General features: G+C 39.8%; 15 protein-coding genes. 7 read left to right on the top strand and 8 right to left on the bottom strand.

Going from position 1 to position 16,186, the window contains the following annotated elements; genetic code table 11:
• Positions 1 to 37: 37 nt before the first annotated feature.
• Both FUT79_RS01935 and FUT79_RS01940 read right to left on the bottom strand, forming a co-directional pair.
• Positions 38 to 574 carry a DUF1700 domain-containing protein gene (locus FUT79_RS01935; RefSeq protein WP_024752992.1) on the bottom strand — a complete coding sequence of 179 codons (537 nt, stop codon included), beginning with the start codon at positions 572 to 574 and terminating at the stop codon, positions 38 to 40.
• Positions 564 to 887: a PadR family transcriptional regulator gene (locus FUT79_RS01940; RefSeq protein WP_024752993.1), complete on the bottom strand. Its 324-nt coding sequence runs from the start codon at positions 885 to 887 to the stop codon at positions 564 to 566. The genes FUT79_RS01935 and FUT79_RS01940 overlap by 11 nt, the downstream gene beginning before the upstream one ends.
• Before the next feature lie 215 nt (positions 888 to 1,102).
• Between FUT79_RS01940 and FUT79_RS01945 the strand changes: the two genes are divergently transcribed.
• From FUT79_RS01945 to FUT79_RS01975, 6 genes are all read left to right on the top strand, one after another.
• Positions 1,103 to 2,362 carry a PstS family phosphate ABC transporter substrate-binding protein gene (locus tag FUT79_RS01945; protein WP_024752994.1) on the top strand — a complete coding sequence of 420 codons (1,260 nt, stop codon included), beginning with the start codon at positions 1,103 to 1,105 and terminating at the stop codon, positions 2,360 to 2,362.
• A gap of 808 nt (positions 2,363 to 3,170) precedes the next feature.
• Complete coding sequence (locus FUT79_RS01950) at positions 3,171 to 4,577, top strand: MBL fold metallo-hydrolase RNA specificity domain-containing protein (RefSeq protein ID WP_024752995.1); 1,407 nt, start codon at positions 3,171 to 3,173, stop codon at positions 4,575 to 4,577.
• Between the two features lie 3 nt (positions 4,578 to 4,580).
• The gene (gene rlmB / locus FUT79_RS01955; protein WP_024752996.1) at positions 4,581 to 5,348 is read left to right on the top strand and encodes a 23S rRNA (guanosine(2251)-2'-O)-methyltransferase RlmB; all 768 of its coding nucleotides are present in this window, start codon (positions 4,581 to 4,583) and stop codon (positions 5,346 to 5,348) included.
• A gap of 615 nt (positions 5,349 to 5,963) precedes the next feature.
• On the top strand, positions 5,964 to 6,971 hold the full coding sequence (gene pta / locus FUT79_RS01965) for a phosphate acetyltransferase (RefSeq protein WP_044634492.1): 1,008 nt from the start codon (positions 5,964 to 5,966) through the stop codon (positions 6,969 to 6,971).
• Positions 6,971 to 8,839 (top strand): tetratricopeptide repeat protein, encoded by a 1,869-nt coding sequence (locus FUT79_RS01970; RefSeq protein WP_024752998.1) that lies wholly within the window; start codon positions 6,971 to 6,973, stop codon positions 8,837 to 8,839. Before pta ends, FUT79_RS01970 begins: the two co-directional genes overlap by 1 nt.
• A gap of 2 nt (positions 8,840 to 8,841) precedes the next feature.
• On the top strand, positions 8,842 to 10,797 hold the full coding sequence (locus FUT79_RS01975) for a response regulator (RefSeq protein WP_024752999.1): 1,956 nt from the start codon (positions 8,842 to 8,844) through the stop codon (positions 10,795 to 10,797).
• 28 nt (positions 10,798 to 10,825) lie between these two features.
• Here the strand turns inward: FUT79_RS01975 and FUT79_RS01980 are convergent, their stop codons facing one another.
• Positions 10,826 to 11,188 (bottom strand): TraR/DksA family transcriptional regulator, encoded by a 363-nt coding sequence (locus FUT79_RS01980; protein WP_024753000.1) that lies wholly within the window; start codon positions 11,186 to 11,188, stop codon positions 10,826 to 10,828.
• A gap of 153 nt (positions 11,189 to 11,341) precedes the next feature.
• Here FUT79_RS01980 and infA point away from each other — a divergent pair, with 153 nt between their 5' ends.
• Entirely contained in the window at positions 11,342 to 11,560 is a 219-nt protein-coding gene (gene infA / locus FUT79_RS01985) for a translation initiation factor IF-1 (RefSeq protein ID WP_024753001.1), read from the top strand.
• A 5-nt stretch (positions 11,561 to 11,565) separates the two neighbouring features.
• Here infA and FUT79_RS01990 read toward each other — a convergent pair whose 3' ends face one another.
• The 5 genes from FUT79_RS01990 to FUT79_RS02010 all read right to left on the bottom strand — a co-directional run bounded on the left by FUT79_RS01990 (position 11,566) and on the right by FUT79_RS02010 (position 16,055).
• Positions 11,566 to 12,090, bottom strand: a complete 525-nt coding sequence (locus tag FUT79_RS01990; protein ID WP_024753002.1) for a J domain-containing protein — start codon at positions 12,088 to 12,090, stop codon at positions 11,566 to 11,568.
• A 2-nt stretch (positions 12,091 to 12,092) separates the two neighbouring features.
• Positions 12,093 to 12,779, bottom strand: a complete 687-nt coding sequence (gene pyrH / locus FUT79_RS01995; RefSeq protein ID WP_002695411.1) for a UMP kinase — start codon at positions 12,777 to 12,779, stop codon at positions 12,093 to 12,095.
• A gap of 340 nt (positions 12,780 to 13,119) precedes the next feature.
• Complete coding sequence (locus tag FUT79_RS02000; protein WP_024753003.1) at positions 13,120 to 14,805, bottom strand: transglutaminase domain-containing protein; 1,686 nt, start codon at positions 14,803 to 14,805, stop codon at positions 13,120 to 13,122.
• Positions 14,806 to 14,815: 10 nt separating this feature from the next.
• The gene (locus FUT79_RS02005) at positions 14,816 to 15,529 is read right to left on the bottom strand and encodes an anti-sigma factor family protein (RefSeq protein ID WP_024753004.1); all 714 of its coding nucleotides are present in this window, start codon (positions 15,527 to 15,529) and stop codon (positions 14,816 to 14,818) included.
• The gene (locus tag FUT79_RS02010; protein ID WP_024753005.1) at positions 15,513 to 16,055 is read right to left on the bottom strand and encodes an RNA polymerase sigma factor; all 543 of its coding nucleotides are present in this window, start codon (positions 16,053 to 16,055) and stop codon (positions 15,513 to 15,515) included. Before FUT79_RS02010 ends, FUT79_RS02005 begins: the two co-directional genes overlap by 17 nt.
• Between the last annotated feature and the right edge of the window lie 131 nt (positions 16,056 to 16,186).

The following is a 16,186-nucleotide window of genomic DNA, read 5'->3' on the forward strand; positions in this document are numbered from 1 at the left end:
ATATCGTTATTATGTTTGTATTTTTAATTTTTATGTTTTATTTTGAACGACGGTTTATTAGTTTTGCAATACCGGTTATCAGCATTCCGGTAATATAAAAAACCAACATTGCCGCTCCTGCTAATACGAGTGCAACTCCTACAAAAATCAAAGCGGAAACCGAGCCTCCGACGAGTAGCAATACGCCTTTTAAAAAGACTGCTCCGGCACTAACTGCTAAGGCAAATATGAGGGCGATTCCCGTGACGGCAAGCGAAACGATAACTGCGACCGCCGCAATAATAATCGGTACCGCTACCGGCGCTGCGCAAATTGCCAAAATGGTAAACCAAAAAGCCCGCCAGCCGCTCTTTGTCGAGGAACGCACAACCTTTGCTTCTTTTATTGCATAGTCTGCCAGAATTTTTGATGCAATATGTGCAGGGCTTTTTAACTCTGCAATTACATCCTGCTCGCGCTCTTTTCCTGCTTCATCAAAATATTCTTCGTAATAATCCAAGGCAATAGCAAGGTCTTCTTTTGGCAATTGCTTTAGTCTTTCCTGTAGCTCTCTCATAAATTCTTTACGCGTCATGTTTTTCCCCTCCATCAAAAATATGGTCAATGAGCTTTTTGTAGTCCTCCCATTCCTGACGATATAATTCTTGCTGTCGTTTACCTGCCATAGTAATTCTGTAATACTTTCTATTACGGCTGTCAATTGAAACATCATAGGTTTGCAAAAATCCTGCAACCTGCAACCGCCGCAATACCGGATATAATGTGGATTCTGAAATAGATATCAGTTCCTTCACATCTTGTGTAAGCTTATATCCGTAGGTATCTTCCCGGCTGAGTAGGGCTAAAACACAGGCTTCCAATAACCCTGAGTTTATCGAAAAAAGCACTCTCTGATACCTCCATCTTTAAAAATACTTATCTTGACTTAATATTATATGTTGTATAATATTAAGTCAAGTAGAATGTGTAATTTTTTTAAGAAAATTGAGTATAGCGTAAAGGGTTACGATTTATTTTATGTAATTGTATGACAAACACCGCTCTATTTTCTTTACTGTAAAAATAGAACATGATACAATACCGGAAACTGGAGGATATTAGTATGGTTGATATTGTACTGGTTGTCAGCGTTTTTATACTATTGCTTGCTCTTGGAATTATTCTTACAGTTCGCCCTCCAACACGAAAAGCGGGTAAAATAATTCTGACTGCTTTAACGTGGATTACGGCAACGGGTGTAATGTTTGTTGAGCTCGTAATGCTAACGCTGATGAACGCTCCGGTATCCGGATATATTGCGGACTGGGGAATTGCCATTGTCGTTGCTGTTACCATAACCGGATTAATTTGGAAGCTCTTTAAAAAGAAGATTTTTAGGATTTGTTTTTTTAGTTTTATTGCAATCGGATTTTTAAGTTTTGCAGGATTTCTTTGGCATCATCTCTATTTAACCCGCATAACCGTGAGTATGAGCCCGTATGAATTATTGGAATCTTATTCACCGTATGCAGAAAATTCCAAGGTAAAACTTTTAGATGGAGAGTCGACCTTGAAGCTCTCTGATAATCTTCCGAGAATGAACGGAGCAATTGCGCTGTATCCGATTTATTCCGCTTATGCCCGTGCGGTTTATCCGGCAGAAAAATTACAAGATGCTCCTAATAGCAAATTATTGTATGGCGGCTCGACACCGCAAGCATACGACTCAATTTTAAAAGGAGAGTCGGATATTATTTTTATGGCAAGTCCTTCAAAAGAGCAAGAGGAAGAGGCAAAAGCTAAGGGTGTTCATTTAAACTATACAGCGATTGGGCGGGAAGCATTTATATTTTTCGTTAATGCAAACAATCCGATTGAAAACCTTACAATTGAAGAAATAAAGAAAATATATTCAGGAGAGATTCAAGACTGGAGTTATTTTGATCCGAGTTCGGCTCGAAAGCTGGGCAAAATAAAAGCTTTCCAAAGAGATGAAAACAGCGGCAGTCAAACCGCCTTGCAAAAACTGATGGGCGACACGCCGTTGATGAAGCCTACCGAAACAGACAGAATAAATTCGATGGGCGCAATTGTTGAGAAGGCGGCAGACTTTAAAAATTTCAAAAACTCAATAGGCTTTTCGTTCTGGTTTTATTCAACCGAGATGATGAAAGATCACGACATAAAGCTTTTAAAATTAAACGGAGTTGCGCCCACAGTGGAAAATATCAAAAACGGAACCTATCCGATTATCGGAGATTTTTATGCCGTTACGCGTGACGATGCAAGCGAAAACACGCTTAAACTTTTGGAATGGATAAAAGGCAAACAAGGCATGGAGCTGCTTAAAAAAACCGGCTATACTCCGATAGATAATTTATAAATTATTTAAGAAAAGAAAACTCGATCTGCTTTTAATTCATTTAAGAAGCATAAAGAGTTTTATAAAAAGGAGCTCCGGTTTAGTTTTTGCCGTCCGTGGCAAAAACTAAACCTGCGAGTTTAAAAACTCCCTATTATAAAAAAAGCCCGACACGGCGCAACGGCGAGTAATTTACCATAGGAATGCCTTTGGTACCTTGCAATCAGAACAGTATAAAATCGCAAGAGACTTTTTTTTACACGGATAATACAATCAGAGAAGAAGAACGGGCACGGATGTCAAAATTATATCGTACGATGTTTTAACGCAAGGTAGTTTGTAAAGCTTTAAAACTCACAGGAAACTTTTTTTACACGGATAATACAATCAGAACGGGCACGGACGCCCGTGGTTCCAAACAGAAGCGATGTTTACAAACAAAAACCAAAAATAGCAAAGTTTTGTTTGTAAACTCGTAGATATAATTTTGACACGGATGTCAAAATTATATCGTGCGATGTTTTAAAGCAAGGTAGTTTGTAAAGCTTTAAAACTCGTAGGGGACTTTTTGACACGGATGTCAAAAAGTCCCCCGTGTTAGCTGCCGGAAAGGAACAGCGCAATTATTTCAATAATTGCGCTGTTGTACACAAAGCCGCGCCAATTTCAGCGGCTTTGTACCGGAGCCGATAGGCGGAGCCTTGGAGAGCAGCGACGGCGCCCCGTATTCTAAGCGCCGGAACACCCGTATACAAAAACTGTCTATGCGGGATTTGTGCATTGTAGATTTTTAGTTGTTTTTTGATTTTTTTTAGTGTAAAATAAAACTATGAGTATTAAGATGTATTCGCTGGGAGCGGCTCAAGAGGTTACCGGTTCCAAGCATATGTTGGAAGTTGATGATGAGCTGTATTTGATTGACTGCGGGGCTTTTCAGGGCAGGCGTGCGGAGGCTGATAAAAAGAATCGGGATTTTAATGTGCCGGCGGATAAGTTGACTGCCGTCATTTTAACGCACGGGCATTATGACCACTGCGGGTTATTGCCGCTTTTATCAATACACGGATTTAAGGGAAATATTTATGCAACGCCTGCAACAAGGGATATTGCGAATCTTATTTTGATGGATTCGGCGCGTATTCAGGCACGCGATGCCGAGTTTTTATCTAAACAGGCAAAAAAGAAGGGGGAGCGTTTTGATTGGCAGCCGCTTTTTGACGAAGAGGATGTGGTCAATACGGTTAATCAATTTGTGACGGTTTCGTATCATCGAGCTACTTGGTTAAGCTCAAAGGTATTGCTTGAATTTTATGATGCCGGACATATTTTAGGCTCCGCAATGGCGTTGCTGACGGTGCGGGATTCTTCGGGCAAAGAAGTGAAAATTGCCTATACCGGCGACCTCGGCAGAAAAAACAAACCGATTATACGCGACCCCGATACTATTCCTCCGGTGGATTATATTGTACTGGAAAGCACGTACGGGAATCGCCGGCATGAGGATTTGGACAATGCCCTGCATATTCTTGCAAGAACCGCAAAAGAGTTGGTGCGCTCATGCGGCAAGATGATTATTCCGGCGTTCGCGGTTGAGCGGACACAGGAGCTTGTGTATTATTTTCATCTTTTGGTGGATAAGCAGATTATCCCCGAGATTCCCATTTATGTGGATTCTCCGATGGCGGTAAATGCAACCAGTATTTTTCAAGTACATCCGGAATGTTATGATAAAGAAACACAAGAAGCTTTTGTTAAGCATCATAAAAATCCGTTCGGATTTAATGCGCTGAAGTTTATTACCAGTGTCGGTGAATCAAAAGAATTAAATACCATTGACGGCCCGATGATTATCATCAGTGCGGACGGCATGTGCGAATTCGGGCGGGTTACTCACCATCTTTCAAATAATATTGAAAACCCGACAACAAAAATTTTGCTTGTCGGTTTTATGGCGGAAAATACGCTTGGGCGGCGTTTACAAAACAGAGAGACCGAAGTAAAGATTTTCGGAGAATGGCATCAGGTACGGGCGGAAATTGTTCAGATTAACGCCTTCAGCGCACATGCGGACTATGCGGAATCAACCGAATGGCTTCAGTCGCTTGACACCTCTCGTCTTCAAAAAATTTATTTGGTGCACGGAGAGCCCGATGCGCAAAAGTTTTTGCAAGACTATCTTGCGGAGCGGGATTTTTCCGCTCATATTGTAAAATACGGAGAGGTGTTTGATTTATAAGCTATGATAATTATAAGCGGTTTTCACAGTATTGAAGAAAGATTGCGGGCAAGTACCGCGGAAGAGCGGAGCGGGATTACCCTGTATTATGCAAAATCGGGGCCGCGTGTAAAAAAGATTATTGCGCAAGCGGGGCAATTAGGCGTGCGGTGCATTCAGTCAAGCGATGCGCAGCTTGATTCAATGGCAAGCTCCTTGCCCGAAAGTCTGCGCGCTCATCGCGGCATTTTACTTACCGCAGAAAAAAAAGAATCGGCAAAGGGGTCTGTCTCTTCTATTTCTATAGAAGAAATTTTTGCAGCGGTGAGAAAAAAAGAATCCGCCCTCATTCTTATGGCGGATTCAATTACCGATCCGCATAATATCGGGGCAATTGTCAGAAGTGCCGACCAGTTCGGCGTAGATGCGGTTATTGTGCCGCAGCGGCATTCCGCAGGAGATTCCGAAATTATTGCAAAAATAAGCGCCGGAGCTACTGCATGGGTGCCACTTATCGAAGTGCCGAACCTTGTGCGAACCGCCGAGCAATGCAAAAAAGAAGGCTTTTGGGTATATGGCGCCGATGCAAGCGGAGAGCCGATCGGAAAGCTCTCGTTTCCGCAAAAAATACTTTTGATTTTGGGCAGCGAGGGCTCGGGGATTGCCCGCCTTCTGAAAAACTGCTGCGATTCGCTTATTGCCATTCCCACGCGGGGAAAACTCGACAGCCTCAACGTATCCGTCGCTGCCGGAATTCTCCTGTATGAAATACGAAGGAGTTTGGGCGTTTAAACAAAGAGCGCATGTGATTGGGAGGGGATTCATAATTTCCTCAGATACTTTTTTTAAACCTTTTAGGCATGGCGGTTTTATTTCACAGGGGTACCACCAGGTATAACGTTCTGTAATTAAATAGCTGTTTTACCAATCGCAGTAGTAATAATAACGGTTTGTAAATTCAGCATCACTATGGTAAATTACTCACCGTTGTCAAACTCAGCACGGGCACGGACGCCCGTGGTTCAAAACAGAACTGAGTTTGAAAACTACCACAGCGTACTCGGAGTTTTCAAACTCATAGGTTTCATTTTGACATGGAAGTCAAAATGAAACCGTTGTGTCAAACTCTTTTTTATAAATTTTTTCGTTTCGTATAAAATGTATTGAACCGGATTAGGTATCAAAAAACACTATACAGGGTCGCTCCTATGCTAAAATTTTGATATTTCAAAATAATTTTATTATCGCTTTTTACTCTATTTTTGATGAGATAAAATTAAGGCATCATAAAAATAAATACTGACAGGTGTAAAAAATTATGATACAATTATAGTGTAAATATTTCTTGTAGTAATTTGATATCATTTTTTTGAAAAAATTACTCGGTATGATTTTTTGGGGGTTAGTATGAATTTTAACGAACGGATGAGAGCAACGGCAAAAGAGTACAAGAATAAGCTTGTACTGCCTGAAGCATGTGAAGAGCGGACATTAAAAGCGGCGCGGTTAATTGTTGATGAAAAAATGGTTTCCGCCCTGTATCTTATAGGGGAAGAAGCGGCGGTTAATGAAGCCGCAAAAAAAACCGGCGTGAGTCTTGACGGTATTACCGTTGTAAATCCCAAAACATCCGAATGGCTTGATGGGTTTGCTTCGGCATTTTATGAAAAGCGGAAGCACAAGGGAATTACGCTTGAACAGGCAAAAACAGATATCAAAGATCCCTTACGTTTTGCAGCAATGATGTTGGTACAAAATAAGGCGGATGCAATGGTTGCCGGAGCGCAGAATTCTACTGCAAATGTATTGCGCGCGGGGCTCACCGTTATCGGAACCTTGCCCGGAATGAAAACCGCTTCATCGTGTTTTGTTATCGATACTAAAAAACCGAAACAGGGAGCAAACGGCGTGTTTATTTTCTCCGACTGTGCGGTTATTCCCAATCCTTCGGCTGAACAGCTTGCGGATATTGCTGTTTCCGCCGCTCAAAGCTGCAAGACTTTTACCGGAGAGTCGGCGGTTGCCGCTCTTTTATCATATTCCACAAAAGGCTCTGGCGGCAATAAAGATGAAAGCATTTTAAAAGTGCAAGAGGCTGTTTCTTTGTTAAAAGAGCGAAAGCCCGATTTTCTCTTTGATGGAGAGATTCAGCTTGATGCGGCGCTTGTGCCTTCTATTACCGAAAAAAAAGCTCCGGGAAGTCCTATAACCGGCAAGGTAAACACTCTTGTATTCCCTAATCTTGATGCGGGTAATATCGGGTATAAATTGGTACAACGCTTAGCGGAAGCCGATGCATACGGTCCTTTTTTACAAGGTTTTGCAAAGCCCTTATCGGATCTTTCACGCGGTTGCTCTGTAGAAGATATTGTAGTTGTCTCTGCGGTAACACTTGTGCAAGCCGGTAAAAAATAATGTCTACCACAGCAGCACGTATTGCAGAAGCGGTAGAAGCCGGAAAAGCACGTAATTATCCGCAAGCAATTAAAATTTTGGAAGACCTTGCAGCGCAAGGAATTGCGGATTCGAAAGAAGGCGTTTTTAGTACTACAAATAAAAATCATCCGGAAATCTATCTGTATTTATCTCGTGCATGGCATGCGGAAAAAAATTATGCGCGTGCTGTTGTGTACGGAAATGCTTATACTCGGCGGAAACCGCAAGACCCCGCCGGCTGGTTCTTTTTAGGGCGAACCTTTCTTTCCTTACAAAACTATGAAAAAGCTATTTATGCGCTTACAAAAAGCTTAGCAATAAACGAGGCCTCACTGGAAGCAAAAGCACTGCTGGGGCTTGCGTACCTTCGTGCAAAAAAAGCATCTCAGGCGCGGGCAGTGTTTGAAGAAGCTTTGCAAAAAGCGCCAAAAAACACTCGGCTGAACACCGGTTATCTGAATGCGCTTTTTATTGAAGCGGTGCAAATATTGCGCAAAGGCGATGCGGATACCGCGCGGCAAATGCTTACCTTTGTAATCAATAATAATATTGACGGTGTTGCGCCGCGCTTATATCTTGCACATGCGTTCCGCGCGTTAAAAGCTTTTCCCGAAGCACTGACGCAGTATAAAGCGGCATTGGCGTTTGCGCCCGACGATCCCGCATTGCAGTGGTATCCCGCTGCAATGCTTGCACAAATGGGCGATATTGAAGGCGCAAGTGAAATCCTTTCCAAGGCGGGCATCAATGTAAAAGGCGATGAGCTTTCCGATCAATTTTTAGCAATCGGAACGGTGCGTAAACATTTGGAAGAAGGTTTGTGGGCACGAGCCGCAGGCGCCGCGCGCGTGTATATCAAAAACTTTGGCAGTTCTGCGGAAGTACATCTTTTGATGGCGGAGGCTCAGCGCAATATGGGGCGATTTTCCGCCGCGCTGAATCATTGCGCTCGAGCTGCAAAGCTGGAACCTGATAATCCCTTTGTGCATTACTGCATTATGCTTTGTCTGCAGCAAGCAGGCAGGTGGGAAGAACTTGCGCAGGAAATTCCCCGTGCGGAAGCTGCCGGCTGCGATTCCGATGATATGTATTATTATCGGGTTGTTACTGCGGCGCATATTGACAACCCGCCCGAGCAAGTGCTGCCGCATTTACAGGCATTGGCACAGCAAGGCAAGGCGGATACTCTTTTATTTACCGCGCTTGGCAGAACCTATGTTCGTCTCGATATGGCTGAACTGGCAATTCCCTGGTATCAAAAAACATTGGAAATTGACCCTGATAATGAAGAGGCGAAAATAGGACTTATTGCCTGTTATGAAGCTCTTTGTCAAAACGAGGAAATCCATACCAGTTACCAAGACTATTTCTCACGGTGGGCTGATAATACCGTATTGCGCAAAGATTTTATTGAATTTTTGCAAAAGCAAGAGCGCTGGGAAGAAGCCGCCGATAATATCGAAATTCTTGCATCTCAAATTTCAGGAGCAAATTTTGCGCCCCAACTCGCCCTCAATCGGCGAAAAGCGGGACAGTATCGAAAAGCCGCCATTCTATATCGATCTTTGCTTCGCCAAAAACCTGAAGAAAAAATTTTACTGCATAATCTTGTATACTGTCTTGATAAAATGGGACAAACCAAAAGCGCCCTCAACCTTCTTGTCGCGGCACGAAAAACCTTTGGAGAAAATCCGGACACCATGCTTATTGAAGGTATTTTTTATTTGCGGGATAAAAAAGCCGAAGACGCAATAAAAACCTTTCAATATATTTTAGAAAAAAACCCGCAAAATGAACGAGCGGCAGAGTTTTTAAAAAAAGCATATGCAGGGTTAAAAAGGAAATAAAAATGACTCTTTTTGATAATAAAGTTAAAGACTATCTTTCGCATTCAAGTTTTGCTTGTATGATAGTAACTGCGAACGGTATTCCACTCGCCTGGAATCGTGCAGCGGAAAATTTACTTCCACAATACTTTGGAACAGGGAATGCTAAACAAAAATCTATCTTTGATTTTTTTAATGAATGCGGTATTACAAACATCTTTCAAAAATTAACGGAAAGTACGGACGTTCCGATAGTTATTGAATGGATGAGTCCTTCCAATAAAGATTTTAAAGCTACATTGGAAAAGCAGCAAGATAATAACTATTTTATTATACTCAATGATATTACGCAGCAAAAACAACATGACAAACTTGTACAATCTGAAAAAGAAGAAACGATAAAATCTAAAAAAATACATAAACAATTTTTAGCAAATGTCAGTCATGATATTAGAACTCCGATTCAAACAATGATCGGGATGATGGAGTTATTACGTACAACAAAACTTGATCAGGAACAAAAAGAGTATATACGACAAATAAATTTCAGCGCAGAGATTCTTTTAGAGTTGGTAAACGATATTTTAGATTTTTCAAAACTCGAAGTAGGAAGCATGCAGTTTGAAAATATTCCCTTTGATCTTGTAAGCTTGATGGAATCATCCATTGATTTTATTGCAATAGAAGGGCATAAAAAGGGACTTGAAATTTTGCTGAACATGAGTCCGGCGCTTAATCCTTATTTTATCGGTGATCCCGGTCGTTTAAAACAGATTCTTTTGAATTTAATGAAAAATGCGGTAAAATTTACCGAGAAAGGTTCGGTTACTGTTGACGTATTTGAAGCGGAACTTCCCGATAAAGACGGAAAGGCAATGCCTGCTCTTTATTTTGAAATTGCGGATACCGGCATTGGTATCACCGATGAACAAAAAGAAAAACTTTTTACTGTTTTTTATCAGACAGAAGCTTCTGTCAGCAGAAGATTCGGAGGCACAGGCCTCGGGCTTGCAATTTCAAAAAATATTATAAAAATGCTTAATGGAGAAATCGGCGTAAAAGATAATAAGCCGCATGGCTCTATCTTTTGGTTTAAACTGCCAATGACGCAAGCAAAAAAACAAGAATGTAACCATACTATTCTATTAAAAAACACTACTAAGATCTTAATTGTTGACGACAACTTAAATGTGCACAAGTATTTATCAAAGTTGGCTGATTATATCCGATTTTCGAATGTTTTTTTTGCAAAGTCCGGCAAAGAAGCTTTAAAACTTTTACGCGAATCCGCAAAAAGCGATCCGTTTCAAATTTGTTTTATTGACATGATAATGCCTCGTATGGATGGATGGAGGCTTGGTGCAGAAATTCATAATGATCCGGAAATAAGCAGTTGCCTGCTTTTTTTGATGATCCCCGAGGGTGTGTTGCGGGCGGATGCAAAAATGAAATTATTAACATGGTTTTCAGGGTATTTATACAAGCCGCTCAAAAAAGAAACACTGTTGCGAAGTTTAAATACTGCAGCCGCATTGCTTTCAGACACTGCGACTGAACCGCTTGAAGAGCTTGAATCTGTTGAAGATTATGAAGAAGATACTTCAGTATATTTTTTCGGACTGAAAATATTGGTTGTAGAAGATCATCCGGTAAACAGGCAGCTGATAAAAGCACTTCTTGAAAAAAGCGGATGTATTGTAACCGCAGTAGAAGATGGCAAAAAGGCGGTAGAAATTGCATGCACAAAACCATTTGATCTTATCTTTATGGACATCCAACTACCTTTTCTTAACGGATATGAAGCTACCGCAAAGATAAGAGAACTGGGGATAAAAACAGTGATCATAGCCTGCACCGCAAGCGCTCAGGAAAATGAAGAAGATTCCTACCTTGCATGCGGTATGAATGATGTTCTTACAAAACCCTTCAATAGAGAAACTTTGATAAAATTATTAAAAAAATACTTTCCTAATATGTAGTTTTTAAATGATAAGGGGGTAACCTTTTTCAGTTTCTTTTCTTTTTTTGCTCCGAAGCACTTTGGCATTCAATGCACATGAGTGCATAGGGAAGTGCTCGCAAGCGATCTTCCGGTATTTCTTTATTGCATTTTATACATTTTCCATATTTTCCTTGTTCGATGCGAGCCAAGGCGGAATCAATTTGTTGCAGCTGCTTTACACCCTTTGCTCCCATAGATTCGAGCATTTTTCTGTCTGTATCATCTGCGGCAATATCACCGAAATCTTTGGGGTCAACACCTTCAATGATTGCATTAAAATCCTCATTATGAGCTGCAAGAGTCTTTAGCAACTCGATTTTGTTGTTTTGTAAAACTTCTTTCATTTCATCAATAAATTCTTTTTTCAATTGTGACTCCTTTAAATTATTTTTGTAGAAATCTCTACTCCCCTTTCTGCCTATTTCCCCTGTTGACAAATAAGAAAATAGGTTTTAGAATTATACCGATGAAACAAAAAAAAGCAATGGTATTTTACGCTTTTTGTGATCTTTGGAGGAAATGTGGCAAAAGAAGAAGCAATTGAAGTAGAAGGTGTTGTGAAGGAGGCGCTTCCTAATACAACTTTTAAGGTAGAATTAAAAAACGGACATGAAATTTTAGCGTATCTGTCCGGAAAAATGCGTAAACATTATATTAGAATTGTGCCAGGCGATACGGTAAAGGTTGCCTTATCTCCGTATGATCTAAATCGCGGCAGAATCATGTTCAGAGAACGCTAAAATATTTATTTAAATAAAAGAGATAATCCTGTTCCTAATGATTTTATTCCCTTTGTAAAAAAAGAAATACTGAGTAATAATCCAAAAAATCCGAATATAATAGTAAATTTTAGACTTAGTACGGCAAGAATTACAAAAAAGATTCCTTGTGCTAAAAAGCTAAAGGCATCTTTTTTTGAATAGGAAGAATCGTTTTTGTTTGATGAATCATTTCGGTATGTATTGGTATAGTGTTTTTCATACCAATACGTACCGAACGGAGAATAATCCCTTTGTGAATGCGCATTTTCGCTCCATTGACTTTCTCCCCATTGATATGAGAAATTTCTTTGAGAATCATAGGCAGCGCGCTTATTTTCGTCTGACAATACGGAGTACGCTTCATTTATTTTTTTGAATTCTTCTTCAGCACGGGGATTATTAGGATTTTTATCGGGATGATATTTTAATGCTTTATTTCTGAAAGCCTTTTTTATTTCATCATCTGAGGCGGTAGCACTGACGCCTAAAATTTTATAATAATCATTCATATTTATCCGATTACTGTTCCTATAAACGGTTCGCCGTTGAGAATTTTTTCTATATTTTCCAAATCACGTCCGGCAGCACAAATAACTTGTATCCCCGATTTTTTTGCCCGTAAGCTTGCAACAGGATCAAATGGTGTGCTTTTTCCGGGAACCCATTCAGTTCCGACAATTTTTATAAAATCATCCCAACTGATTTGATCAATCGGTTTTGCTTCGGGATTTGTTTTCGGGTCATCGGTATATACTTTCGCAATATTTGAAAGATTGATGACTCTCGTAGCGGAAAACCTTTCGGCAAGTAATACCGCGTCATTGTCCGTAGAAAAGCCCGGCTTCCATCCCGCCGCAATAAGAACTTGTCCGGAAAAAATTTCAACAGCTGTCGGGTCGGTTACAACGGAATTAGGGCAAAGCTGTCCAAATACAGCTTTTAATAATTGTGCATTGAGTCTGGTTGCCATAATTCCTATCCAATCTGCATCGGCATCTACCACTTTTTCTTTTACTACATTTTTGTAGGCTTTTTGATATATGCGTGCAGGACCTCCCCCTCCGACAACCATTATTATTTTACGAGAGAAGTCTTCTTTAAGCCAAGTAATAATAGTAGTTGCAAACTTATCTATAAATTCAGAATCAGGTGTTTCGGGGGCAACAATCGAACCTCCGACAGATAATACCGTAACCATTTTTTATCTCCTATAAAAGTTTTGCGGAATTATCAGAGTTTTAGAACTCTGTTCTGCAAAGAATTTGACTGCATCCGTCTGCCGATGCGGGCGAAAATAAAATTCAGAATTTATGTTGTTTTACATAATGAAAAAGCACCGTACTAATACAATGTTTCATGATAAAAACAAACGCTAAACTCGGTCGGATGTATAAGCAGATTGTAATCAACCAGTCTATGCACTATCCTTCAATTTAAATCCAGTTTAATCATTATACGAAAACTATTCAAGTAAAATTTTAAAGAACTATCTTCGAGAAAATAGAAATTCAAATGTATCCGCTTGGCTAAAGTCTGTTTTAATAAACTGCAATAACCTTCGGCGTGCGCCACAAAGAAGTATACGCTGAAATACTCGGGGTCGTTTCTTCCCAAATTGTGCGAAGAGCATAGCTCCTTTTGCCCGAAACAATTCTTCCGTTTGAAATCATCGGAGTTTGTCTTTGTATTCCTCTTGAAAAGGCAATATGAAATGCATCAATGTTGCCAAAATACCAATTTTTTTTATCCTGAACTCCGGAATCAAAAGGCATGTTACAAGCTAGCCCTAAATCAACCGGAATCCAGCCAAACCCTTCCAGATAAAATTCAGCCCACCAGTGCAAATATGTATTTTTATTTGAATCAATAACAATTCCTGCGGTTGGTACCGAGGGGATCCCCGCCGCTCGGGTAAGAGCGCAAAAAAGCAGACTCATATCATAAGCATCTGCAAGTTTTGATTCTAAGGCAGCAATAATAGGTTTTCCGGCATCTTCAGGATTCCCCTGTTTAGGTTTTATATTGTTTAATAAAAAAGTATATATTTTTTTTGCTTTTAAATACGGATTTCTTTCATTTTTAACAATTGATTGAGATTGCTTTTGAATAACTTCATCATTTGCGGGAATAAAAGTATCGGAAGCGGTGTATGCGGCATAAAGTGGTTCATTCATTTTTGCATTAATTCTAACCGCTGCTGGATTTATTTTTGTTTCAACTTTATAGCGATCAAGCATATACTCCTGTCGAATTCTGATGTTGGTACCTTCTTCAAGATCGCTAAAGCGGTGTAAAGTAGAATCTTGGAAATTTTCCACAAAGGGCTTCGGTTTGATTGAAAGAATTGAAATATTATTTTGCACTCCTGTTATCGGAGGGATTGGCATGCGTATAAAAAACGTATTCGGTTTTGACGCAACAATATTTGAAATCTCAATTTCTTCCACAACCTGATAGCTGCGTTTATCGGTATAAATTTTAGAGCCGACCCTGTTTTTAAGCTTAAAAGGATAGGGATTGCTTGTCCCTTGATCTGTAATGATAAAAATATTCCCCGAACTCGCTCCATCGGGAACCCGAATTCGCAACTCTCGGTCGCTCCAATAATCATAATCAAAGTTAACGGGTGAACAAATAGCACCGTTTATTGACGGATGATCCGAAAGTTTTACTGTTTTATTAAGAATTTCATTTGCAGCAGTAAAAACAACGAGAGCGCCGTTTCTTGCGGTTCCGAAATTTTTACCGTATAAAGAGATTATTTTTCCTATTTCAGCGGCATCGGTATTGCTGCTCTCGATTTGAGGCTGCAAAAAAACATTTTTTTTATGGTGATAGGCAGGCAACATATCCGTGTCCGCCAAAAATTTCAGATTGCTTGATTTTCCGTTTACATGTACCGATAAAAGTTTTTCATGACTTGCCTCGGGAACGGTAAAACTGATAGAAGAATTATTCCATTGTCGGCACGTTGCGGAAGCTAATTTCTGGTCGCCGATTTTAATCCATGTAAAATCGGAGGGTTCCCCGAAATGTTCTCCGTAAATAGTAATTTCTTGTCCGCGAGTAAAAAGCTCCGGTTTTATTTCCGTTATGACAGGTTTTTTTTTAATTAAAGAGATAAAAAAAGAAAAACCTCCTCCAATTACCGCAAGAGTAAAAATAAGCATGAAAAACCGAAAAAGAGGAGATTTCCTAAAAAGACGAGAAAAATTACTACTCATTTGCTATTCGCTATTTACCAAAAGAATAATTTGTAACAAGCGTTTGAGTATTATCCTCGTTGTTAAAATGATTTAAAGATCGTAACTTTGTAATCGGTAGCCTGATAATCACCATTTGATCATCATTAAAATTCTTATTATTTATTCCGTAAAGCTTGGCAAAATCGCCTACCGTAAATGCGACAGTCTGATTTGAAGCCGCCTGTTTTGTAATTGAGTTTAACGGTAAATCTCGGCTGTATAATGATTTTTTTACCGCAAGTTCATGAATTGGTAAACTATTTGAGTTACCGTAAAAAAAGGCGCTGGGAACAATCGGTTTGAAATCCGATTCTACAGCAATAAACTCATCCGGCACATTTTTTTTAGCAAAAAACAAAAGCGGAGAGCATACTGCCAATAATAAGGCAGCGGCTGCTATCGTTGGTAAAGGTATCTTGACAGAACGGTGAAGCCACGAATCTTCATAGGAAAATTTAGAAGAATATCGTGCAAGTAAAACATCTTGCCGCTTGATACTCAATTTTTCAAAAGAAGCTGTAAGGTCTATAGCAGGAGTTTCTCCTGCTTGTTGCATGACATCATGGAGTTTTTGATATGCTGAAAAAGTTTTTGAGCAGTCTGAACACCGCCCAATATGATCTTCCAGTTTTTCTTTCCATGGAGAGGGGACTTCTCCGTCACTGTATGCGGAAAATAATTCTTTGTCAGGGCATATAGACATCTGTTTCTCCTATATATTTTGCTAATTGTTCTCGCGCTCTGAACACGCGAACTTTTACATTTCCTTCAGTAATACCTAAAATTCTGCCTATCTCTTTGTAATTAAGATCGCCGTATTCTTTTAATTGTAATACAATCCTTAACTTTATCGGCAGCTTCTCTAATGCAAGTTGAACGGTATTTACTGTTTCTTCTTTTAATACAGTAATTTCACCGGATTCCGACTTGCGGACATCTTCTTTCAAAGCTTTTTCATATGCTTTACGTTCGCGCGTTCTACGGTTTGCATAATTTAACGAAGCATTTTTGACAACCCGAATAAGCCAATATTTTGAATCATTAATAGACGGGAATTCCATGTTTTTTTCCATCATCTTTATTAATGCATCGTGGCAAATATCCTCTGCCGCATCTTCTTCCCGTACAATATTGTATACAACCTTATATAATACCGGCATAACGGAATCATAGATTAATCTAAAATCATTTTCATCCGCTGCCCTCAGCGTCTTCTCTGAACCAAACAAATTACCCTCCAAAATGTTACATCACAAAAGTGAGTATAGCTTCCCTGTCGTCCTTCTCTTGCTAAAAACTGCCGATTTTTTCGGCACGGAACAATAACAGTTATATTGCATTAAAAATTACCGTTTTTTAA

Source organism: Treponema phagedenis (assembly GCF_008153345.1).
GTDB lineage: Bacteria > Spirochaetota > Spirochaetia > Treponematales > Treponemataceae > Treponema > Treponema phagedenis.